This is a genomic window from Dietzia sp. E1 (assembly GCF_014145015.1).
GTDB lineage: Bacteria > Actinomycetota > Actinomycetes > Mycobacteriales > Mycobacteriaceae > Dietzia > Dietzia cinnamea_A.
Genome location: NZ_JAALDU010000016.1, coordinates 1 through 20,740 on the forward strand (window position 1 = coordinate 1; position 20,740 = coordinate 20,740).

20 protein-coding genes and 1 pseudogene are annotated in these 20,740 nt (G+C 64.2%); 7 read left to right on the forward strand and 14 right to left on the reverse strand.

Annotated features, from left to right (window positions below):
* The first annotated feature begins 861 nt into the window (after window positions 1-861).
* Entirely contained in the window at window positions 862-1,239 is a 378-nt protein-coding gene (locus tag G6030_RS00795) for a hypothetical protein (RefSeq protein ID WP_017838585.1), read from the forward strand.
* 90 nt (window positions 1,240-1,329) lie between these two features.
* On the opposite strand, the pseudogene G6030_RS16315 reads toward G6030_RS00795, so the two are convergent.
* Both G6030_RS16315 and G6030_RS00800 read right to left on the reverse strand, forming a co-directional pair.
* Window positions 1,330-1,556 (reverse strand): annotated as a pseudogene (locus G6030_RS16315) (triacylglycerol lipase); the annotation flags it as partial.
* 444 nt (window positions 1,557-2,000) lie between these two features.
* The gene (locus G6030_RS00800; RefSeq protein WP_069389212.1) at window positions 2,001-2,771 is read right to left on the reverse strand and encodes a M23 family metallopeptidase; all 771 of its coding nucleotides are present in this window, start codon (window positions 2,769-2,771) and stop codon (window positions 2,001-2,003) included.
* A gap of 479 nt (window positions 2,772-3,250) precedes the next feature.
* Here G6030_RS00800 and G6030_RS00805 point away from each other — a divergent pair, with 479 nt between their 5' ends.
* The gene (locus G6030_RS00805; RefSeq protein WP_063973417.1) at window positions 3,251-3,946 is read left to right on the forward strand and encodes a M23 family metallopeptidase; all 696 of its coding nucleotides are present in this window, start codon (window positions 3,251-3,253) and stop codon (window positions 3,944-3,946) included.
* A gap of 60 nt (window positions 3,947-4,006) precedes the next feature.
* On the opposite strand, the gene G6030_RS00810 is transcribed toward G6030_RS00805, so the two are convergent.
* From G6030_RS00810 to G6030_RS00835, 6 genes are all read right to left on the reverse strand, one after another.
* Window positions 4,007-4,648, reverse strand: coding sequence for a hypothetical protein (locus G6030_RS00810; RefSeq protein ID WP_017838581.1), 642 nt, complete (start codon window positions 4,646-4,648; stop codon window positions 4,007-4,009).
* A gap of 86 nt (window positions 4,649-4,734) precedes the next feature.
* Window positions 4,735-6,777: a cytochrome c oxidase assembly protein gene (locus tag G6030_RS00815; RefSeq protein ID WP_182641894.1), complete on the reverse strand. Its 2,043-nt coding sequence runs from the start codon at window positions 6,775-6,777 to the stop codon at window positions 4,735-4,737.
* A 370-nt stretch (window positions 6,778-7,147) separates the two neighbouring features.
* A complete protein-coding gene (locus tag G6030_RS00820; protein WP_017838579.1) occupies window positions 7,148-8,089 on the reverse strand; it encodes a cation diffusion facilitator family transporter in 942 nt (313 codons plus the stop codon).
* A gap of 6 nt (window positions 8,090-8,095) precedes the next feature.
* Window positions 8,096-8,473, reverse strand: a complete 378-nt coding sequence (locus G6030_RS00825) for a metalloregulator ArsR/SmtB family transcription factor (protein ID WP_042330374.1) — start codon at window positions 8,471-8,473, stop codon at window positions 8,096-8,098.
* A gap of 208 nt (window positions 8,474-8,681) precedes the next feature.
* Complete coding sequence (locus tag G6030_RS00830) at window positions 8,682-10,637, reverse strand: heavy metal translocating P-type ATPase (RefSeq protein WP_182641895.1); 1,956 nt, start codon at window positions 10,635-10,637, stop codon at window positions 8,682-8,684.
* A 41-nt stretch (window positions 10,638-10,678) separates the two neighbouring features.
* Entirely contained in the window at window positions 10,679-11,041 is a 363-nt protein-coding gene (locus G6030_RS00835; RefSeq protein WP_154828176.1) for a metalloregulator ArsR/SmtB family transcription factor, read from the reverse strand.
* A gap of 304 nt (window positions 11,042-11,345) precedes the next feature.
* On the opposite strand from G6030_RS00835, the gene G6030_RS00840 reads away from it, so the two are divergent.
* From G6030_RS00840 to G6030_RS00855, 4 genes are all read left to right on the forward strand, one after another.
* On the forward strand, window positions 11,346-11,963 hold the full coding sequence (locus G6030_RS00840) for a TlpA disulfide reductase family protein (RefSeq protein WP_154828178.1): 618 nt from the start codon (window positions 11,346-11,348) through the stop codon (window positions 11,961-11,963).
* Window positions 11,960-12,856, forward strand: a complete 897-nt coding sequence (locus tag G6030_RS00845) for a cytochrome c biogenesis CcdA family protein (protein ID WP_347238542.1) — start codon at window positions 11,960-11,962, stop codon at window positions 12,854-12,856. Before G6030_RS00840 ends, G6030_RS00845 begins: the two co-directional genes overlap by 4 nt.
* Before the next feature lie 558 nt (window positions 12,857-13,414).
* Window positions 13,415-14,422, forward strand: coding sequence for a hypothetical protein (locus G6030_RS00850; RefSeq protein ID WP_152428098.1), 1,008 nt, complete (start codon window positions 13,415-13,417; stop codon window positions 14,420-14,422).
* An 854-nt stretch (window positions 14,423-15,276) separates the two neighbouring features.
* Window positions 15,277-15,717, forward strand: coding sequence for a hypothetical protein (locus tag G6030_RS00855; RefSeq protein WP_143337767.1), 441 nt, complete (start codon window positions 15,277-15,279; stop codon window positions 15,715-15,717).
* A gap of 431 nt (window positions 15,718-16,148) precedes the next feature.
* On the opposite strand, the gene G6030_RS00860 is transcribed toward G6030_RS00855, so the two are convergent.
* The 3 genes from G6030_RS00860 to G6030_RS00870 form a co-directional block, all read right to left on the reverse strand.
* Window positions 16,149-17,465 (reverse strand): DUF4185 domain-containing protein, encoded by a 1,317-nt coding sequence (locus G6030_RS00860; protein ID WP_017838561.1) that lies wholly within the window; start codon window positions 17,463-17,465, stop codon window positions 16,149-16,151.
* 127 nt (window positions 17,466-17,592) lie between these two features.
* Window positions 17,593-17,838 carry a hypothetical protein gene (locus G6030_RS00865; protein ID WP_119192129.1) on the reverse strand — a complete coding sequence of 82 codons (246 nt, stop codon included), beginning with the start codon at window positions 17,836-17,838 and terminating at the stop codon, window positions 17,593-17,595.
* Between the two features lie 708 nt (window positions 17,839-18,546).
* Window positions 18,547-18,990 carry a hypothetical protein gene (locus G6030_RS00870; RefSeq protein ID WP_096907154.1) on the reverse strand — a complete coding sequence of 148 codons (444 nt, stop codon included), beginning with the start codon at window positions 18,988-18,990 and terminating at the stop codon, window positions 18,547-18,549.
* Between the two features lie 335 nt (window positions 18,991-19,325).
* Between G6030_RS00870 and G6030_RS00875 the strand changes: the two genes are divergently transcribed.
* A complete protein-coding gene (locus tag G6030_RS00875) occupies window positions 19,326-19,784 on the forward strand; it encodes a hypothetical protein (RefSeq protein ID WP_244294121.1) in 459 nt (152 codons plus the stop codon).
* A gap of 87 nt (window positions 19,785-19,871) precedes the next feature.
* Here the strand turns inward: G6030_RS00875 and G6030_RS00880 are convergent, their stop codons facing one another.
* The 3 genes from G6030_RS00880 to G6030_RS00890 all read right to left on the reverse strand — a co-directional run.
* Window positions 19,872-20,117, reverse strand: coding sequence for a hypothetical protein (locus G6030_RS00880; RefSeq protein ID WP_017838556.1), 246 nt, complete (start codon window positions 20,115-20,117; stop codon window positions 19,872-19,874).
* A gap of 6 nt (window positions 20,118-20,123) precedes the next feature.
* Window positions 20,124-20,402 carry an antibiotic biosynthesis monooxygenase gene (locus G6030_RS00885; RefSeq protein ID WP_031265402.1) on the reverse strand — a complete coding sequence of 93 codons (279 nt, stop codon included), beginning with the start codon at window positions 20,400-20,402 and terminating at the stop codon, window positions 20,124-20,126.
* A gap of 68 nt (window positions 20,403-20,470) precedes the next feature.
* Window positions 20,471-20,740: recombinase family protein (locus tag G6030_RS00890; protein ID WP_182641896.1), on the reverse strand; the 270-nt coding region annotated here is incomplete at its 5' end.

The window sequence follows — 20,740 nt, forward strand, 5'->3', positions numbered from 1 at the left end:
GACACGCACGATCGCACCATGCGAGCGGTCGGGGTCGGCCAAGGCTTCCAACGCCATTCGTGTGGCTCGTTCACGAAGCTCGTCTGGGTACTTGCGAGGTGCTCCCATGGTTCCAATGATCCCTTCCCGGGTAATTGATGTCTCCATCAAACCCGGGGCGATTCAAACAGAAGGGTGATCAACCATCCCGGCTTGAGCATGCGAGAGAACCGGTTTACCTGCCAAACAGTAATCGTGCCGGCTGTCCGATCACCCTGCGCATCACCACGGCGACGGGAGCCGGCTGCACGGGCCTGTCGGAAAACTGGGCTGACCGGGGGGCGCGCACCTCATTTACGACCTGTCCGGTGCCCTGGTGGTCCGTGATCAGCGTCGTCAGGTTTTCGACCTCCCGCCGATCGAACATGCTCGCCATCGAGCACCGCGCCCAGCGGCGCGCATGTTCATGCGGAGTAGTGACTACCGCTGCGTTCCCGGCCGAGGCCAGAGCCCCGGTGTGTTACGGGCCCGGCGTGGCTGCGCTGGGCGCCTACCTACTGGGCCGCCAGCACCTTCCGGTTGACCGGCGTTCCGCAGAATTCGGTGGTTCTGAAGCCATTCCGGGGTGTTCGCAACGCTGTGCCCTGCACGGGCATGTTGAGGTCTAGCAATTCGTGTCGACTCTGCCCGTGTCACCTAACCCCCCAAGCAGAAACGCGGGACTCATGACCGAATGGGACACTTGAAGAGCGCCCTGGAGTCTCGCCCCCAGCAGCGTCCGGGACCGTAGCCTGATTAGGCGTCGTTGGAGCCGATGACTGCTCGCAGAGCAACGGGCGTGCCAGCCTAGCTGCAATCAGATACCGACCTAGGAGATCAGCAATGATCGCATTGACCACGTGGACGGGCGGCATCCTCACCGCCACCGGACTCATCGCCTACTTCACCACCGGGATGGAGAGTGCCACCTCGCTGATACCGGCGTTTATCGGTGTGCTGCTGCTCATCGCGGCGTTCATCGCGAGCCGCGTCCCGAACGCCAGCCGAGGGGTGATGATCGCAGCGCTCGTCATCGCCGTGCTCGGGGCACTGGGATCTCTCATGCCGCTTGCCGACCTCGGCGCGTTGTTCGCCGGAGATGCAGAGCGGCCTGCTGCGGTAATCGTCAGCGGGATCATGCTGATCGTGCTCGTCGTGTACTTCGTGGCGGGCCTTCGTCAGATCCTGACCACTCGCGAAACGGGGCCAAAAGCAAATTGACAAAGACCCCGGCCTTTCGCGGTGGGGTGAACATCGGGAGGAAGATTCCCGCGGATCGTGAATCGGGGCGCTCGCCTCGCACCGCGGCTGACGCGGGTTGCCGGGGTCGAGAGCGTTCAGGACGTAGTCGGGGGCGCGGGGATCGGCCACGGCAACGTGCTCGGAGAGGTTCTGCTCGCAGCCGTCCTGGACCACCACGTTGGTCGCCATCGAACCGGGGGCCAGGCCCGACGTGTACGGCAGGACGACCTCGACGTACCGGGTAGCCCGTTGAGGTACCGCACGCCCGGCGCGTACGGAGTCCCGTCGGCCCACAACTCCTGCAGCACGAGCGAGCCCGGCAGCATCTGCGTGAGGAGCACCGCAACCAACTCGACGCCGCCGGTGGAGGCGGTAAGCATCTGGTCCGGTCACCGGCCTGCTGATCGAATCCCGTACGACTCAGCTCAATGACCGCGATATCAAGACGGTCCGCGGAACCCCGGTTTTCGCTCCCAGCCGGGACACGCTTCCACGTCGCGCACGCGGCCGGAAACCAGGAACCACTCCTGCCAGCGTTCCGGAGAATTCTCCGGTTCTGGAGTCATTTCGGAGTGGGCGCAACGCCGTGACCTGCAGGGGCTTGTTTGAGATCTAGTAAGTCGGGGATTCCCCGAAGAAATGCACTACCGCGCGGGGTTGCAACGCCGGCCCGGAAATTGGCGAACACCAGCACGCGCTCCCCCGCGGGGAGGCGGTCGGCACGCCCGAAGTGGACGGTGCTAGACGAGGACTCCTTGGGCCGCGAGCCACGGCACCGGGTCGACCCACTGACCGGCGGCGGTCTGTACGCGAAAGTGCAGGTGGGGGCCGGTGGAGTCTCCGCGGTTGCCGACGGTTCCGATCACTTCACCGGCGTTGACCCGCTGGCCGACGCTGACGTAGTTCTGGTCGTTGTGGCCATATTCCAGCAGTTCGCCGTCATCTGTGCGGATGCGGATCCAGATGCCGTACCCGGCGGCGGGGCCAGCGGCTTCGACAACGCCGCTCTTGGCGGCGTAGAGCGGCGTACCAATGGGCGCTCCAAAGTCGGTGCCGTTATGGAAGCTGCCCCAACGCGAGCCGAACCCCGAGGTGATCGCGCCCGCGGTAGGGGCATGCGCACCACCGATCTGCGGGCTACCGGCGCTGTCGCCGAGGGAACCGAGCCCGAGCCCGGCGGCGTACTGCCGGACCTCACTTGGGGCCACGCCGAACTGGTCCCCAATCCTTTGGATCTCGGCGGGGTCGATGCCGAACTGCTCGGCCGCGGCCTGGATCGCCTCGACGACCTGGGCATGATTGATCGCGACGGGTTGAGCGGCGGCGGCTGGCGCGAAAGCCAGACCAAGGCCGCCCGAGAGGGCTACGCCGACGACGGCGCTACCAACAAACCGCGACACCGTCGCGGTTTCGCTGGCCACACGATGGCGGCCGCCGGCCAAAGTCGCGCTGCGCACGCCCAAACGCTCGGTGAGCTCTGCGACGGTCACGGTCCGGGTGGAGTCGATCATGGGGCTGTCTCCATCGTTCGGGGTGATGTGTTCCCGCGACGTCTATGCGATGCGGGTGACCGATTTCGTCGGCAACACGACCCAATATAACAACTCGGTATCGATCGTGTCACCCCTCAGCGCGTAATTCGTGATCATCGCCAGCCCCAGTGCGCCCAGATCGACTCCCGGTCGAGGAGAAGTCGTCTCCACCTCGGAAGCTCAGCCAGCGCCTAACCCTGGCGGAGCTGTCACCTCACTGGTCCTCTCTGTGACGGTCGTCTCGGCCGTGCATCTGCCTTGCGACCCGGTTGGTCAGCCACTACCTTTAACCGGGGTCAGGTCACGAAACGATTACGGTTAGACGACGACGGGATTCGGTAGCAGTGGAGAAGCGAGCAGGACCGAAGCACGCCTCTCAGTCGACCAGCCCCCCGCGGCGCCGCCGCGGAGCCCATCGCCGGGTTTCACCGAACAACCACCGCAGTATCGCCGCGGTCGTGGCCCTGGCCGCGGGTGCCTCTATTGCGGCAGCGGCTCCCGTCAGTGATCAGCGGATCGTTCTTCTCGCGACCGACGAGCCCCCGGCCGGTAGCACCGATGACGCACACTCCAAAGATGCCCAAGCCGCGACCCCCTCGGCTCCGCTCCCCCTCACCTCCGATGACGCGAACGTGTCAGGCGAGCCGGGACCCACCGCCGCGGGTTTCGTCGGCAGTCTGCAGAGGGGCACCGAACTCAGCTACGAGCGTGAGCTTGCCGAGGAGCAGGCGCGGCGTCCCATTGTGGCCCTCCCGGCAGTGGGCATCTCAACGTCCTCCTTCGGCCCCCGATGGGGCACGTCCCATTCGGGTCTCGATGTCGCCAACGCCATCGGCACGCCGCTGTTCGCCGCGACCGATGGAATCGTCATCGATTCAGGCCCGGCCTCCGGTTTCGGCATCTGGATTCGGATCATGTCGCCGGACGGCTTCATGACCGTCTACGGCCACAATGAGAGCAATACAGTTCAGGTCGGTGACACTGTCGTCGCTGGTCAGCAAATCGGCGTGATGGGCAACCGCGGCTTCTCCACCGGCCCACACGTGCACTTCGAGGTATGGGCCGACGGCGGCTCGCGGGCTGTCGATCCGTCGGCATGGCTGGCAGAACGGGGCATCATGGTCAACTCGGGGTCAAGCAGCAGCGCCCTATGACGCCGGAACTCTGACGGCGCAGGCTGGCCGACAAGGCCCTGGCTCCCCCACACTGGGCTTCTAACTGTGACGAACAACTGACAAGACGACGCCCACCGGCACACTCACTGCGAGGCTGGCAATGACAATCCGGTAGAGCACGAGATACCACGTACGCGGGCGCGCGTGACGCACAGTGGCCAGGAACAACGTGAGCGATATCAGCAACAGCACACCGCCCGCGGCCACCACGATCACGGAGCCGGTCAGGGTGCCACCGAGTACCGCACTGTTGGCCAAGTTGTAGGCGAGAAGCTGGACAACACGCAGGCGACCGAACAGTGTGCCGCCAGTAAGCAGTGCCTGTCCGACGCCCAGCCCTACCTGGGCCACCCCCGCAACTAGCACCAGGTAGGCCGCCACCCAGGAACCCTCATCGAAACCGGTGGGACCGGTGACCGCGGCGACAAGGCCGCCCGCGATGATGGCGGTGAGGCCGACGAGCACGAATTCTCGCATCGCCCGCCAGTGCGAGCGTGTGAACTCGGCCTGATTACGTGCGCTGTGACTCAGTTCGTCGCCCATTCTCTGTTTCCCCTCGCCGTGATCGGTGTCGTGGTCCTGGTAGCGGGGTTGCTCGCCACTGAGGTGGAGACCACCGGGTTGTCGCACCCGCCGGTTGGTGGGGTTGGGGATGTTGCGGCGGGCGGCCATCTCGTTCATGGGCTCGCTCCTATCGCCGACGTGCCTGGGGGACGAACAAGGGGGTGTGAGGGAACCATCCTCGACGACGAGGGTCCGCTTGTCCCCTACTTCCGGTCGGTCTGGGACATCTCGCGGAGCATGTCGTTATAGGCCTTGAGCTCGGCGTCGTCGTCCCGCTCGGCCTGCCGCTCCCCCCTCCGCGCCTCACGCATGTCCGTCTGGAACCACTGCCAGGCCAGGGCGAGCATGACGATGAACAGCGGGATCTCCCCCGCCGCCCACGCCACCCCGCCGCCGACCTGCTGGCTCTGCAGCAGATCCGGGACCCAGGGCAGCCCGATCCCCGAGTACCAGCTCTCGGCCAGCACGGTCTTGTAGTTCATGAGCACGATGCCGAAGAAGGCGTGGAACGGTAGCGAACCGAGCAGCACCATGAGCTTGTAGAAGGGCGAGAAGTGCCGCGGCGCCGCGTCCACGCCGATGATCACCCAGTAGAACAGGTAGCCGCTGATGAGGAAGTGCACGTTCATGAACATGTGGCCCAGGTGCTCGGAGGCCAGCGTCTCGTAGAACCCTCCGAAGTAGATCAGGTAGAACCCGGCCACGAACTGCACCGAGGCGACGATCGGGTGGGTGAGGAATCGGGAGAGCGGGTTGTTGATGAACTCCACGATCCACTCGCGTGGTCCCGACGGGTTGCCGCGGCCCGCCGCCGGGAGCGCCCGCAGTGCCAGTGTCAGCGGCCCGCCTAGGGCGAGCAGGACCGGAACGAGCATCGAGATGAGCATGTGCCCGACCATGTGGCTGGAGAAGTCGGCCATCATGTACATCCCCATACCGGAGCTGGTGGTCAGGAACAGCAGCACGCACCCGAGCACCCACGCCACGGTTCGTCCCACCGGCCAGGAGTCGCCGCGTCGGCGCAGGGTGATCAGCCCCCACACGTAGAGCCCGAGCAGGATCACCGAGGCCAGACCCAGCACCAGGTCGAAGCGCCACAGACCGAACACCGTCTCGAAGGAGAACGGCCCCGGCAACTCAAAACCCAGCAGCGACTCCTGCCGGGTGGGCACATAGAGCGGTGCCGGGGGCGGGGTGCGGCCGAGCGAGACCGACAGACCCAGGGTGCCCGCCATGATCACCGTTTCGACCAGTCCGATGCGCAGCAGCGTGCCGCGGTCCACCGGGGCGTTGGCCGACGTTCCCTCGATGCGGTTGATGATGCGCCGGCGCACCGCCAGCCCGAACACCGCCAACAGTGCCAGGCACAACGCTTTGGCCACAATCAGCAGCCCGTAGGTCGAAGACAACAGGTCGGCGGGGTGCAGACGGACCAGCCCGTTGATGATCCCGGTCAGCCCGAGCGCGACGATCGCCACCGTGGCCACCACCGAATAGCGGCGCAATGAAAGCGCTACCCGGCCCCCGCCACGCATCGCGTGGGCGATCACCGCGACGAGCCCACCGACGTAGAACGCGGCAGCGAACAGGTGGATAATCAGCGAGTTGGCGGCGATGTCGTGGGCGGTGCCGCCCGAGGCGTGGCCCGTCGCGGCAACGGGCAGGAGCGAGAGCACCGTGACCCCCAGCCAGATGACCGACCAGCGCCAGCTCACGGTGAGCCGCTGCCCGATCCCGGCGACCAGTGCAATGATCGCGGCCCAGCGCCACGAGGACGCCACCTCGATCTGAGTGATCGCCACGATCCACTGGTCCGGCGGCAGGGACTGCCAGAGCGTGCGCCCGGACACATCCGACAGGGTCAGCGGGATGAGCAGGGCCGCCGCGATCGCCCACGCGATGTTGATCCACGAGGAGATCTGCTGTGCGCGGTAGCCGTCCACGTCGAGGGTCTTGTCTTTCTGCGGCGGGGTGAAGAACGCGGCGAACAGCGCCATTCCCACCGCCACCGATGCCAGCAGCTCGGCGATCGCGCGGACCGCCGGGAGCCCGGCGGTGGTGAGCAGGCCCGGGTTCGGGACGCCGAGGAGCTCGAGTGCCAGGTCCGTGGACATTCGCGAGAGCGGGACCACCACACCTGCCGCCACGACCGCGAGCAGCACCACGACCGGCACCACACCGCGGGTACGCAGCGGTCTGGCGGTGGCGGAAGCTTTGGACGAGGGTGCCTTCGACGACGGCGACATGATCCCTATCGTAGGAAGCGGGTATCCCGGGGTCCGATTCGCGCCTGCTCTGCGCACCCCCGTGACCGGCGACGTTTCATGCGGGCCGTCCACCTGCCGGCGGACTACCGGGCCTGCTCGCATGCGCCCACTCGGCCGCCGCTCTCTCGGACTCCGGGCCTCAGCTGATCAGACAGTCTCGGGTTCGGGCGGTGATCGCGTGGGTCGGCCAGCCTGCCGAGGCCTTCAGGGTCGTACCTTCACCCGCATTGGTGGCCGTCTCCGCGCCCGCCGATCCCTTTCCTGCCGCCGCGCCGAGCAAGTCCGCTGGCCGGACCCGCACTACCCATCGTGCAGAAATGTGAACCGTTCATCTCCGGCTCGTAGCGGGTCAAGCGTGTCGGACTGCGGGAGATTCACGGTCACGCACGGCGGCAGTCTCCAGTTGAATGGTGGCATGGTCAATGGAGACGGGGAAATGCTCCTTGACGCAGGTGAGGATCTCCTCCAGGATCTGCGGGGCGTGACCGGATTCGAAGCACTGATCATCGATCACGACATGCGCGGAGATGACCGGCAGGCCGGTCCCAATCATGGATGCGTGCAAGTCGTGCACGTCCCGAACATGGTCCAGCTCCAGTATGTGATCCCGAACCTCATCCAGATCGAGCCCCGTAGGCGCGTACTCCATCAGCACCCGAACCGTCTGCCGCAGAAGCGTGAACGCGCGCGGGATGATCAAGGCGGCGATGAACAGCGCGGCAATGGTGTCGGCTCGCTGGAAACCGGTGGTGTTGATGACGATCGCCGCAACGATCACCCCCACCGACCCCAAAGCGTCGTTGAGCACCTCCAGAAATGCCGCCCGCATGTTGAAGTTGTCGCCTCGCCTGGAGGCCAGCACCACAATGGCGGCGATATTGGCGATCAGGCCGATCACGCCGAACACCAGCAGTTCGGTACCGGGCACGTCCGCCGGCTCGAAGAGTCTGCGGACGCCTTCGATCGCGGCATAGCTACCGACGACGATCAGCAGGACAGCTTGCCCTAGTGCGGCGATGACTTCGATCCGGGCGAATCCCCAGGTCCGTTTACTGCTCGGTGGACGCAGCATCATCGTCGCGGCTATGACCGCAACCAACAATCCCGACGCATCAGCCAATGCATGAGCGGTGTCGGTCAACAACGCGAGACTGCCAGTGACCACGCTGCCCACCGCTTGGGCCACCACGATGATCGCGGTGATGCAGAACGCGATCAGCAGCCGACGACGCGTCCCGCGATCGGCCTGGGGAGAAGTACTTCCATGGTCGTGACCGTGGCTATGCCCCATTTCGACTCACTCCTGCCCGAGGTCAAGGTCGGGGTGGTCCTGGTGATCGCGCAGCGACGGCGACACCCCGGACGCACTCAACAGCGCATCGGCGGCTTCCACCAGGTCCGCCAGCCGGGCCGGCTCAGCCAGCGAGAACCACGAGGAGCGCCCCTCGATCCGCATTCTGACTAACCCGCAATCCCGCAGGCAAGCCAGGTGCTTGCTCACCGTGGACTGTGCCAGATGCATGTGATCGACCAGATCCCGAACCCGATGCTCACCACTGACCAGATGCTCCAACAACGCCAGTCGAGTTGGTTCTGCCAGAGCATGGAACAACGCTGCATAGGTGTTTCGATCCTCGAACGTCACTGAATCGGGCACCCCATAATTGATCGCCATAGAGCGATGTTAGCACGAACCGTCGATAAGTTCGGGTGGGTCTCGGCCATCGGTGTACGCATTGTTCTTGCTCAGTCGTGCCTGGCAGCTGATGCCCTCCCGTCGATGCCGGGGCGCAGCGCAAGGCCGTCCGGTCGATACCGAGTGTTGTGATGGTTGCCGTCGTTTTTTTCCGGCGGTGTGCGGTGCGGGGCACGCGGGCACAGTGTCAATGAGGGAGCGGTGCCAGCTGGTGCATGTGCCGGCTGTCGTCGCGGTCGGCAGTTCTTGGGCTCGAGGGTCGCTCGAGCTGCCTGGTGCGTGCGGCACGCAGGCCATTGAGTATCACGAAGACTTCGGCGACCTCGTGGACCAGGACGACCGCTGCGAGTCCCAGAATTCCGGTGATCGCCAGTGGAAGCAGAACGATGATGATCGCCAAGGACAGGATGATGTTCTGATTGATGACGCGACGACCGCGGCGGGCGTGGTCTATGGCGCGCGGGATCAGTCGCAAGTCATCGCCGGTGAATGCGACATCCGCCGACTCGACCGCTGCGTCGGAGCCGGTGGCCCCCATGGCGATTCCGATGTCCGCCGAGGCGAGCGCGGGGGCGTCGTTGACACCGTCGCCGATCATCGCCACTGGCCCCCGGCCGTCGGCACGCAACTCGGCGATTGCCTGCGCCTTGTCCTGCGGACGCAGCTCGGCACGCACGTCGGTGATCCCTGCCTCGACGGCCAGTGCATCAGCGGTGCGGGCGTTGTCGCCGGTAAGCATCGTCACGCCCATACCCCTCGACGCCAGCGACGTCATGGCCTCGCCGGCCTCTGGACGCAGCTCGTCGCGCACCCCGATGGCCCCGACCGGGTGGTCGTCGCGGTGGACGACCACCACGGTGATGCCGCGGGCCTCCATCGCGTGAACGTGATCTGCCAGAGGACCTGGGTCGAGCCAGCGCGGGCTGCCGACGGCGATGTGCGCGCCATCGATAAGGCCGGCGATTCCCGCGCCCGCGGACTCGGTGACCGCCGATGCGGCGGGGACCTCGGTAGCTGCGGCGGTGATCGCTGCGGCCAGCGGGTGGGTGCTGTGGGTTTCCAGAGCGGCCGCCCAGCTCAGGACCTCGTCCTGGGCAGCGTTGCCAGTGGTGAGGACCTGCGTGACGGTGGGCTGGTTTCGGGTCAAGGTGCCGGTCTTGTCCACTGCCACATGCCGGAGGTAGCCCATGCGCTCGAAAGCGGCACCCGATTTGACGATCACCCCGAACTTGCTGGCCGCACCGATCGCGGAGACGACCGTAATCGGCACCGAGATCGCCAGTGCACACGGTGAGGCGGCGACGAGCACCACCAGGGCCCGCTCGATCCACAGGCCGGAAGCTCCGAGGATCGAGCCGATCAGGGCGACCAGAGCAGCCAGGATGAGAACACCCGGCACCAGCGGGCGGGCCAGGCGGTCGGCGATACGTGCCCGCTCCCCCTTCTCCGCCTGTGCCTGCTCAACCAGTTCCACCACCGTGGTCAAGGAATTGTCTGTCCCTGCGGCGGTGGCCTCGACCTCCAGGACGCCGGAGGTGTTGATCGAGCCGGCCAACACCGCGTCACCGGGCCCGACCTCGACGGGTATGGATTCACCCGTGATCGCCGAGACATCCAGGCTGCTCTGCCCGACACGAACGACTCCGTCTGTGGCCAGGCGTTCGCCGGCAGCCAGGCGGAGCACGTCGCCACGCTCCAGAGACTCCACGGGAACAGTGCGGGCGATCCCGGTGGCGCCGAGGACGGTGGCACTGGACGGAATCAGCGCCAACAAGGCCCGCAGGCCCGAACGGGCCTTGTCCATCGCCCGATCCTCCAGCGCCTCGACGATGGAGTACAAGAAGGCCAGGGCCGGGGCCTCCTCGATGAACCCGAGCGCGACCGCACCGGTGGCGCTGATCGTCATCAATAAGCCGATACTCAACCGACCCCGGGACAACAGACCCCGCACAGCGCCTGGAACGAACTGCGAGGCGCCCAGGACTAGCGCGGTCCAGAACAGCCACGTCGCCGCAGTCTCCGCTTCGTCACTGCGGACGAACCACTCGAGGATTAAACCGAGCAGGAGGGTGAGGCCAGAGAACACCGGAATGAGCACGGCACTGGTGCGCCACCACGAAGCCGCCTCATCAGGGACGGTCACCGGTCCGGCCGGCTCACACCCACACGCAGACGCAGACGTCGTCACCGCCGACCCCCCTCCGAACCGCAGCAACCCTCGACCGGACACCGCGGCTCCAGACAGGGTGCGTTCTCGTCGACGGCAAGAGTCGTCTCGACCAAGGCGTTCAACGCGCGTGCCAGATGGGCGTCGACGATCTCGTACCGGTTCTGTCGACCCTCAAGTTCGGCGATGACGATCCCGCAACCCCTGAGGCAGGCGAGATGATTCGACACATTCGACCGAGTCAACCCCAACTCCCGGGCAATCTCGGCGGGATACACCGGCCCGTCCAGCAACCTCAGGAGAATCCGAGACCGAGTCGGATCGGCCATGGCGCGACCAAGCCGGTTCATCACACCTTGACGCGAAGAAAGAGTCAGCATGCACTGAACCGTACAGTGTTGAGTGACCCGTCCTGGTGCTGGCGACCAAGGCCAGGAGGCGACGACACCGCCGGGCCACCTCAAGTCAGTGGGACACACGCGTGCCGGTCCACCCCCGAAAACGCCCGCCTGACCGCGGCGTTCGGGCCGTTTCGCAGGGCGGATACCGGCTGTGGCACGATCAGACAGCGGGACGATCGCGCCAGTGTCGGTTATGTAACTGGCGTCAGAGAGCCACCCCGCGCGGCACCGCCGGTTCGGAGCCGAGGGGTCAATGACCCGTCGCAGACCGGAGTGAAAAGGCATGGGCAGTATCCGAACCATTGGTTTCCGCGCGCGACTGTGGGCGGCCCTGGGGGCGGGCGCACTAGCCCTCGCTGGGTGCGGGAGCGGCACCGATGCGGTCGCGCAGGGCGGAACGTTCGAGTTCGTCAGTCCGGATGGACAGCTGGAGATCCATTACCCCGAGGAAGAACGGAAGCCGGTTGCCGAACTCGCCGGCCCGGATCTGCTGGAACCAGACCAGACCGTCGGGCTCGCCGACTTCAAAGGCAACGTGGTGATCCTTAATACGTGGGGCCAGTGGTGCGCACCCTGTCGCACCGAGGTCGACGATCTCCAGCGTCTCCAGGAGGAGTTCGAACCGCAGGGAGCAACCGTGCTCGGGATCAACGTGCGTGATCCCAATCGCGACAAGCCGGTCGACTTCGTGCGCGACAACGGCCTCACCTACCCGTCGATCTGGGACCCGACCAACGCGGCCATAGGTGCCCTCCGAGGCTTCCCCACCTCTGTTGTACCGGCGCCCCTCGTGCTTGACCGGCAACACCGCGTGGCCGCGGTATACCTGGCGGCAGTCACCGATTATCAACTCCGGCCGGTCATAGCCGAACTGGTAGCCGATGAAAGCGCCCTGTCGTGACAAGCGCGTCCGAACTCATCCTCGCCGGGACCACATCAATGGAGCCGCTACTTCTCGCGCAGGGCATCGGTTCCGCCTTCCAACAGACAGCGGCTAGCGGGCCCCTCCTGCTCGCACTCGGCGCCTGCCTCCTCGCCGGACTCGTCTCGTTCGCCTCACCGTGTGTGGTCCCGCTCATTCCCGGCTACCTCGCCTACCTGGCCAGCGTCGTCGGCGCCGAGCGGCCACCGGTCACCGTTGCGCAGGCCGAACAGCGCCACAGCGAGTCCCGAACGATCACCCTCGAAGAAAAGAAGACCAGACAAACCTCGCGCTACCGAGTCGTCGGGGCATCATTACTCTTCGTCGGCGGATTTACCGTCGTGTTCGTTGCGCTCAGCGCGATGGTGCTCGGCACCGTGCAGTACCTCGCACCGCATGAGACGCTGCTTCAGCGCATCGGCGGGGTCATCACCATCCTCATGGGTCTGGTCTTCATCGGCTTCGTTCCGGTATTGCAACGAGATACCCGATTCCAGCCGAAGGCTGTCTCTACCTGGGTCGGAGCGCCTCTCCTCGGTGGAGTCTTCGCCCTCGGCTGGACCCCCTGCCTAGGACCCACCCTCGCTGCCGCACTGTCCGTCGCCGCCGGAAGCGGCTTCACCGGCACGCGCGGCGTCATGCTCATCATCGCCTACTGCCTCGGCCTGGGACTGCCATTCATCCTCGTCGCCTGGAGTTCCACCCGGGCCATCCGAACCGTCGGCTGGCTCCAACGCAACACTCGACGAATTCAAATCATTGGTGGCGTCTTGCTCATCGCAGTGGGTATCGCACTGTTCAGTGGTGTGTGGGCGCTCTTCATCAGCTGGCTACGGGACTTCGCAATCACCGGGACGACGTTGCCGATCTAGCACTTCCTGCGGCCACTAGCTGACAACAAACCCGACGCCCACCGCGTACTGGCAGCACGGCGCCGGCCACGAAATTTGCCGTGCTTATCCGGGAGGCTGTGGGTCCACGCCGGTAACCAGGTCTTATGTAAAGTTGTAGTTTGCGTATAGCGTCAGATGAATCATCCCTGCATGAGCGTCTCTCCTGTGTAGTTCTGCGATCTCCGGCCGGGCCTGCGGAATCAGCGACTGCTGTGCGCGATCGGCGTCGGGCCGCGGTGTAGAAGAGCGCCACCGAGTCGTGCAACGTCGAGGTACCACTCGGCGCGAAACGATGCCGCCGAGCCCCTCCTATGCGGCGCCAGACCCGTAGCAATGCGGGAACTTTGGTCTCTGGGCGATATCGATTGTGACTCGAACCAACATTGTTACGACCGTTCACCAGCGGTGATACTCCTGGGGCGGATGGGAACACGAAAGTTCAATGTGAGCGGCGTCACATCGGAGTTTGATTCTCCCCGTACAGTTTTCCGCCCCTCAGGAGGTCTCGCATGAGATCGCGACCAAGAAGTCCCCCGCTTGCTGCGGCTCGTCGCAACAGCGGCCACAGCCACCATGGTGATCGCGGCCCCAACCCTGGTGGCAGGGGCTCAACCAGCCACCACCGCCCGCAGTGAGGCACCGGCAACGACGTCACCACCGGTGCCGACTGCACCGTCCACGAATCCGAGCCCCTCCTCCCCCGCCGCAGGCCCTCCGTCTCAGGACACGCCACCCGAGCAGCGCCGAGACCAGGCAACCCCCTCACCGAGGTTCCACACAACGGCCTGCGCAGCCTTCTGGAACCCGAACTTCGGTCGCAACTTCACCGTCTGCGGCCGCATCCTGGACAAGTACCACCAGCTCGGTGGCCCGGGAGGGTTCCTCGGCCCGCCGACATCAGACGAACTCACCAACGCTGACGGCATCGGAAAGCGCACCTCATTCCAAGGCGACGCCACCATCTACTGGCACCCCGACACCGACGCCCACCCGGTCGGCGGCGCCATCGGAAGCAAATGGGCCCAATTCGGATACGACCCCGGACCACTCGGCTACCCGATCACCGACGAAATCACCAACCCCGACGGAATCGGGAAACGACAAGCATTCCAACACGACTCCAGCATCTACTGGCACCCCAACACAGGAGCCCACCAGATTGGCGGACAAATCGGCGCACGCTGGGGAGAACTCGAATGGGAAGCCAGCTACCTCGGATACCCCACGACCGACGAACTATCCACCCCGAACGGAGCAGCTCGTTTTAACCACTTCGAGAACGGGTCTGTCTATTGGGCTCAGCCAACTGGCGGGCACGACCTGACGAGAGAGATGATGGCGATTTGGGGAGCGTACGGATTCGAGACTGGACTGATGGGACTTCCTGCAGGAAACAACATCCCAGACTCCGACATTTCCGTACTAGCGCGGGGACAACAGGCGGCGCCAAGACTACGAATCCCTGGCGAACCACAAGAGCAGGTCTTCCAAAACGCAATCGGTCGATTCGGGACGGATGGAGAAGCATATGTACGAGGCAGGTAAAACCAAGCAAATTGGACGGAGAGCCCGCCTTCCTCTCGTCATCGCCTCGATAGCGGCACTCATTTTATCGGTGGCAGCGACAGGACCCGAAGCTATCGCCCAGACGTCCACCGAGGCTATACAACCAAGTGGGACAGTGGGCGATGAAGGCAACGTAACTCCGTCAGATCCCGATACGATAAACGAGGAACCACCACAAATGGTGGCAGCCGCTGCGCCTCCGTGGTCGTACACGGGAGAGCAAATGGCCACGAGCCGAATTGCTAGGTGTGACACTTGGAAAACGCCCCAAGGTGGAACATACTCATCCAGTATTCTCCGACGAGGGTACTGGTTCGATGGGGCAACGGGAGACCAACCGTTTGGCTACGATAAGGCACGGGGTAAGCACTGGGTATGGAACAGAAACATATGGAAGGCGACGGTAGGAAACGCGGGGGGCTGTAACGAGTCTCAGTCGAATCCCACCGCTGGAGTATTCACAAACTGGTTCGACCGCTTGACATGTCGTGTCATTAACTCAATTCCCGTCGATTGCAGTCAATGGGAAAGTAAGCGGGTTCGCTCTATCGAAGTGCGATCAACCACCCAGAACACCCCGCCTGGCAGCGAGATGCTAGGCAATCTCAGTATCTACTGTGAGAATACGCCGCCTAGCGACCAACTGTGTCCGATTTGGGTAGGCTACGCAGTCCCTCCACATCCTGACGATACTCCGCCACCGTACAACTAACTAGGTAACCCGTCGGGGCATCGCAGTTGAGCGATGCCCCGACACCGGCGTTGCCCAGGTTACGCTTTTGTGCGACAGATATTGAATCCTAAAGTTACCATTACATTAGAGCGGCAAAGTTATGAACCAAGACGGGCCAACCGAGAACCACTGGACTGACACGTTTTCAGAAAATGAGCACTCGCGGGCTTTTCCATTCATCACCCAATGCCATCGCGAATTGCAGTCGCGGTACTGCGACGACGCCAACCGAGATATGCCGTCGCGCTTCCTTTGTTACTTGCTGAACGAGATTCGCACTAACACATTAACCGAATGCTGGTGCGTAGGCGTACGCGACGCTGGAGTACTTGGCGATGGCAGCGCATGGATCAAATATAGTTTTGGCGAATTGAAATTTGCTATTGCTCTTCGAATTGACGCCTCCGTTATCAAGGCGCACACCGACCACTTAGCGAGGTATGCAAGCGAACTTGCAGCTTTCACAATTGGAGAGCCGGGCATCAACTTGGCAAATTCAGAAATCGTGGACGGCACCTACTGGTTTAGGGTGGACAGATAGTTAACCGTTCTGTGTACGCTATTCAGGGCAGTTGGTGGGCAGTTCGGCGAGGGCGTCTGGGTATGCGCCGTGGCCGTTCAGGGCGAAGCCCGCGAGGCCAACGACGTCGCGGCGCCAGCGCAGGAGCCCGAGGAGTAACGGCTCCCCTACTTGGTTGGCTGCGTGGCGGCTGGAGCGTGCTCGCCGACGGCGACTCCCCCATCCGTTCGGACTTGGGTCGGGGAACGCCGGAAACACGTAACGTTTCCTGTTCCCGGATGCTGTGGATCTGAGTGCGGTGACGACGGACGCAACGCTGGCATTGCTGCCGCCCAGAACTGCACCCGTTCTGGGCGGCCACTAATTGATCCGACAGACATTGCGGAAAAGCGACACCGCCCGGGACGCCCGGGCCAAGGGGCGCACCGCCGAGGAGTCCGCTCGAGAAGGGCCTACTCCGCGGTCATCGGGTCATAGTTTTCGTGATCGGCCGGGGTTGTGCGATCGTCCTCGAGTTCTCCTTGTAAGGCAGAGCGGAGCCAATCATGATCGACCTCGGCGTCGACTGCGTCCGCGAGAACCGCGACCTGCTCGGCCACGGGGAGCTGAGAGACGTCAGGCGCCAGGTCCCCCGTGTACTCCTCGGTCACGTGACTGGACTCGGAGGACAGGTTCTCGGTCGCTGCCCGCGCCGTCGGAGAGGAACTCAGGGAGCCGGACCCTCCACCGAAGAGGCTGACCTCCCATTGCCTCGTGCCGTAGTAGAGCGTCTGGCCATTCACCTGCGGCCACGCTGACAGCAGCATTTGCGCACGGCCCAAGTTGCTGTACGGATGGATCGCCGGCGCGTAAAGGGCTGGCTGCTCGACTCCGGTGACCTGAATGGCGGGCATCGTCCATAGGCCTTCCGGGCGAGGAGCGGTCCGGGTGACGGCGCCAAGGATGCCGTCGCAGTACGAGAGCACGACTCGTCCGTCGATGACTTGAGCGGAGAGCTCGCCGATGGCGTTGTTAGGAACCGTGGGGGTGAGGATCGGGGTCGTGAAACCACCGCGGCGCCATGCCCATGTTCCGCCGCCGTCTCGACCCCAGAACTCATAGGTTGAACGGTTCCACATGCTGCGCCAGTCCACGCGCACGAGATGGATGCCGCCGCCGTTCCAACGGCCCTCGTTGGTGCCGTAGATGTAAACCCAAGGTTCGCCGGGGAGCATGAGCATCGTGTTGTTCTGGAAGTGACTCCACTCCCCCACGTTAGGGAAGTCGAAGTTCTCGCGATTGACCTCCAGATCCCACGTGCGTTCCCAGTTCTCGGCGTGGGCTTCGGTCGAGGTCCACATGCGCGAGTGGAAGGTCGCCCAGCTCCCGCCGGGCGAGATCGGATCCCAGGACCGGATCGCGAAAGTTGTCATCATGTACCGGCCGTCGGGCAGGTGGATCAGGTCGTTCGGAATGTTGGTGAAGCCGTCCGGGAGCTCGCCAGCATGGACCGTTCCGCGGTGCTGATAGTTGATCATCTCTTTGGCGTAGGCGCCGCCGATGGCGTTGTCCCACCGGATGCCGTTCTCAATGTCTGGGTTGGACTGGCGAAACCCGACTGGAGACCTCCAGCCGCTGCCGCCGACGTGGTCGACGAAGGTGTCGCCGAAGATCGTGATCGTGTACCCGTGGTTGGTGATCGCCGGGAACCCGAGATCGGTTGCTGAGGCGCCCCAACGCCCAGTTTCGTTCGGGCCTGTCAGCTCTTTGACCAGTCGTGCCATCGTCATGCCTCCTGTGTCGAGAAGTCGCCTTGGCGACGAAGTGAGCAACGTCAGTTTGCGTCGTTCACATCCACCGTGCCATGCGGGTACGACACGAAACTGAACGATTAGTTCACGAAGGAGGTGAATCTCGTTAGAGTCCGGGGATCATGCCCGGGTACAGGAAGACGTTGGACGCTGGAGTAGACGATCCAAGGCCCAGAATGGGGCGCAGCTTGTGTGGGTTCCCGGCTTGGTCGGCCTGCCAGCAGTTGTCGTACCCGCGGAACCCGGTACACACGATCTTCGTGGTCGTGCCAAACGGCGAGATGATTCTCGGCAGGCCGATGAAGGGATTGTAGAACTCCAGACGGTCAGGGGTGAGCGCAAAGCTGGTCACGTCGACTGGCCGGACGGGAGATCCCTGCCCGGGATCAACGGGCCAGGCGTCCTGAGCGTTCGCTTGTCCCACACCGACAAGCATTGATGCAGTGGCCAATGTGACGGCGGCGAGCGTGGCAAGGGTGCGGCGCATAATCAATTCCTTGCTGGGAGGGACGGTCTCAACCCGGTTATCGTCGCAGAAGTCGTATGCGTTAACAACGGAGCAAGCTGGCGTTCTCAGGCGCTCAGCGCTACTGGGAACTTGAGGGTGCACCCATCCAGGTGAACCGGTGACCGGTCGGATGGCCAGTTGCACCGCCTCAGGCCTGAAAGCGTAGGTGCCACTCGATGGCGTCGCCCACCACCAGAGTCGTGACGTGGCCGTCCTCGGCCACGAACCGGACGCTGACTCGGGAAAGTGGAGCATCGGACATGCGCCGAGCGTAGCCGCGCCAACGTGCACTTCTCGAAGAGAGCCGTGCCCCCAACATCTCCACCGGCGGGCGTCTCCTCTCTCTCCCCCGCCCCCGATTCCTAAGAACTGCGTAGGCCGTCCCAGTTCCTTGGTTTTGGGACGTTGCGCGGTTTCTTTCATCAATAGGCCGGTCCGGGACGAAGCAGACTGGACCGGCACCGCTGGCGTCGAGGATGACGAAGAAGGTGACCACCGTCATTTTCACCTCCTACCAGCCGAAGGCGATGGTCCAGGCTGTACCGGGTGAGCTCAGCTGGGCGCGAAACCGCCAACCTCGATAGATACCCACACGGGCACGATCAGCAAGACCACGACACTGAAGCCGGCTACGGCCGATCCGGTCAGGAGCCGTCCGCGCCGCCACCTCCACAACAGCAGCCCGCTGGCCGCGTACACCGCTACAACGGGAACTGCCCACGAAAGCCAATAACCCACCGTCGGACCGGGCACTCCAGGCGCTCGATCCTGCGTCGGCACCGCCGACAGTTCTGGAACCGCGAACACGCCGCGGAAAGTCTGGACCGCCCAGGTAACCGTGTACCAACCGACAACGAGGCCCACGAGCAGGCCGACCGCCGGCAGGAGGGAAACTAGCAACCCACGAAGAACGCTCTCGCCCGATCGGCCAGCGGCCGCCGAGCCCGCATCGGCATCTCCGCTGGCCATCCGATCACCATAGTTGCCCGCCTTCATTAGAGGCTTGCAGCTCATCGACAATCGCGCGGTAGGGCCTCATCCACCAAGCCTCGCCGAGCCCGAGCGTCCGACGAGCGGAAGAATGGGCCGTCACGAAAATCTGTGCGGGAGGCCGTGCACTGAAACGGGAGACCTCGCGCGCCCGGGGCTGGTGCACGAGTAGGTGACTGTTCCAGTTCCTGGGTTCTGGGTTCTGGGACGACGCGGCCTCGCCGTTGCCTATGTGTACTACGGCGGTGATGCGGCAGGATCGACAGATGCAACGAAACCCGGCCCTCACGACGCTCCTGGTGGCCAGCTCCGCGATCATGCTTACCTCATGTGGGAACTACGTGAACGTCGAACTGAGCGGGCGAACGGGTGTGTCCCACGACGGAAATGGCAACCTGTCGTTTCACGTCAACACCTGTGAGAACTCGACAGAACGAGTCGATATCGTCGCCGGACGCGAGGGCCTCGCAGGCGACGAAGAGAATCCCGTCATCGGCTCTTACACCCTCGACGAACCCGTCGGTGGATCATTCGTGATTCGCGATCAGGCCCCTTCCCCTTGGGCGGTGGATCAACAGCTCGACCTGCCGGAGGATCCTTCACACTTCTTCATCGTCTCGGCGCGGCCCGAAGACAAGGGAGGCCCCGCCTTCATTAGGCCTGAGAAGTACTTCTCCAGCGCGGCCGTCACGTACGACGAACTCATGGCCGCACGGGCGGGCGCCGTCGTGACCGGCATCGACGATGGCCTGACCTCTGTCACTCAGGAGGAATTCGACGCCGCGTGCCCCAGTGAGTAGTGCTACCTCTCGAAGGCTGACTCGGATGCCTAACTCGGCCAGTTCCGACACCGGGCCCAGGCCTCGTACCCCCTGATGGCGCGGTGCTTACCGCGAGGTCGCCCGCCTCGCGCCGGCGATTCGGTGAAGAGCCCAGAGGATCAACCCCACGACCGGCAGCAGCAACGGCACCACGAACCATAAAAACGACTCGGGCCACGACGCTCCCCGCCGCCGCTCCGTGACGGCGATCGGGACCGGGATCAGCAGCCACGCCAAGCCGGCGAGCAGCCACATGATGTCGTAGGCCAGGGGGACCGCTGCAATCGCACCGTCTGCCGCGAAAATCGTCATGTCCGATCAGAGTCCCGTGACGGAGTAGTCACGCTCGATGCTTGCCGTAACTGCACCCCACTGGCTGCCTTGAACTCGGTCCTGATGCCTGCGGAACGAAGCGGCGTCGTCAAAGACCTCCTCGACACGCCAGACCAGACTGTCCTCGGTCGGGATCACTAAGAATGACCTGCAGCCCGGCTCGGCTCGCGTCAGCTCGACATGACGCGGTAGGTGGGTAGCGACAAGGGTGGCTTCGCGCTCGTCGCGACAGATTAGTCGGCCTTCGAGATGAACTTCGCTCACCGATCCAGTCTCGGACACTTCCTTGCAGGTTGGTCCCTGAACAGCGCAGACAGGCCGATCATCGATGGCTACGAAGGCCGACGTTGCAGGGCGCGGTACAGCGTGGACCGGCCGACTCCGAGATCGCGGGCGATCGCCGACGGCCCCTCCCCCGCCTCGATGCGGGCGCGGGCCTTGCCGATTTGTTCGTCGGTCAGGACGCGTTTGCGCCCTTTGTACTTTCCCTTCGTCTTGGCGATGGCGATGCCTTCAGCCTGGCGTTCACGAATAATGGCCCGCTCGAACTCGGCGAACGCCCCCAGCAGCGACAGCATCAGATCCGCTCGAGGATCCTGGGC

What these genes read in the sequence shown, in the direction of transcription:
- G6030_RS00815 (WP_182641894.1), bottom strand. Translation starts at nt 6,777, where the DNA reads ATGTCGCCGTCGTCGAAGGCACCCTCGTCCAAAGCTTCCGCCACCGCC.
- G6030_RS00840 (WP_154828178.1), top strand. Translation starts at nt 11,346, where the DNA reads ATGGGCAGTATCCGAACCATTGGTTTCCGCGCGCGACTGTGGGCGGCC.
- G6030_RS00795 (WP_017838585.1), top strand. Translation starts at nt 862, where the DNA reads ATGATCGCATTGACCACGTGGACGGGCGGCATCCTCACCGCCACCGGA.
- G6030_RS00825 (WP_042330374.1), bottom strand. Translation starts at nt 8,473, where the DNA reads ATGGCGATCAATTATGGGGTGCCCGATTCAGTGACGTTCGAGGATCGA.
- G6030_RS00800 (WP_069389212.1), bottom strand. Translation starts at nt 2,771, where the DNA reads ATGATCGACTCCACCCGGACCGTGACCGTCGCAGAGCTCACCGAGCGT.
- G6030_RS00870 (WP_096907154.1), bottom strand. Translation starts at nt 18,990, where the DNA reads ATGAAGGCGGGCAACTATGGTGATCGGATGGCCAGCGGAGATGCCGAT.
- G6030_RS00835 (WP_154828176.1), bottom strand. Translation starts at nt 11,041, where the DNA reads ATGCTGACTCTTTCTTCGCGTCAAGGTGTGATGAACCGGCTTGGTCGC.
- G6030_RS00860 (WP_017838561.1), bottom strand. Translation starts at nt 17,465, where the DNA reads ATGACGATGGCACGACTGGTCAAAGAGCTGACAGGCCCGAACGAAACT.
- G6030_RS00880 (WP_017838556.1), bottom strand. Translation starts at nt 20,117, where the DNA reads ATGACGATTTTCGCGGCAGACGGTGCGATTGCAGCGGTCCCCCTGGCC.
- G6030_RS00855 (WP_143337767.1), top strand. Translation starts at nt 15,277, where the DNA reads ATGAACCAAGACGGGCCAACCGAGAACCACTGGACTGACACGTTTTCA.
- G6030_RS00810 (WP_017838581.1), bottom strand. Translation starts at nt 4,648, where the DNA reads ATGAACGAGATGGCCGCCCGCCGCAACATCCCCAACCCCACCAACCGG.
- G6030_RS00820 (WP_017838579.1), bottom strand. Translation starts at nt 8,089, where the DNA reads ATGGGGCATAGCCACGGTCACGACCATGGAAGTACTTCTCCCCAGGCC.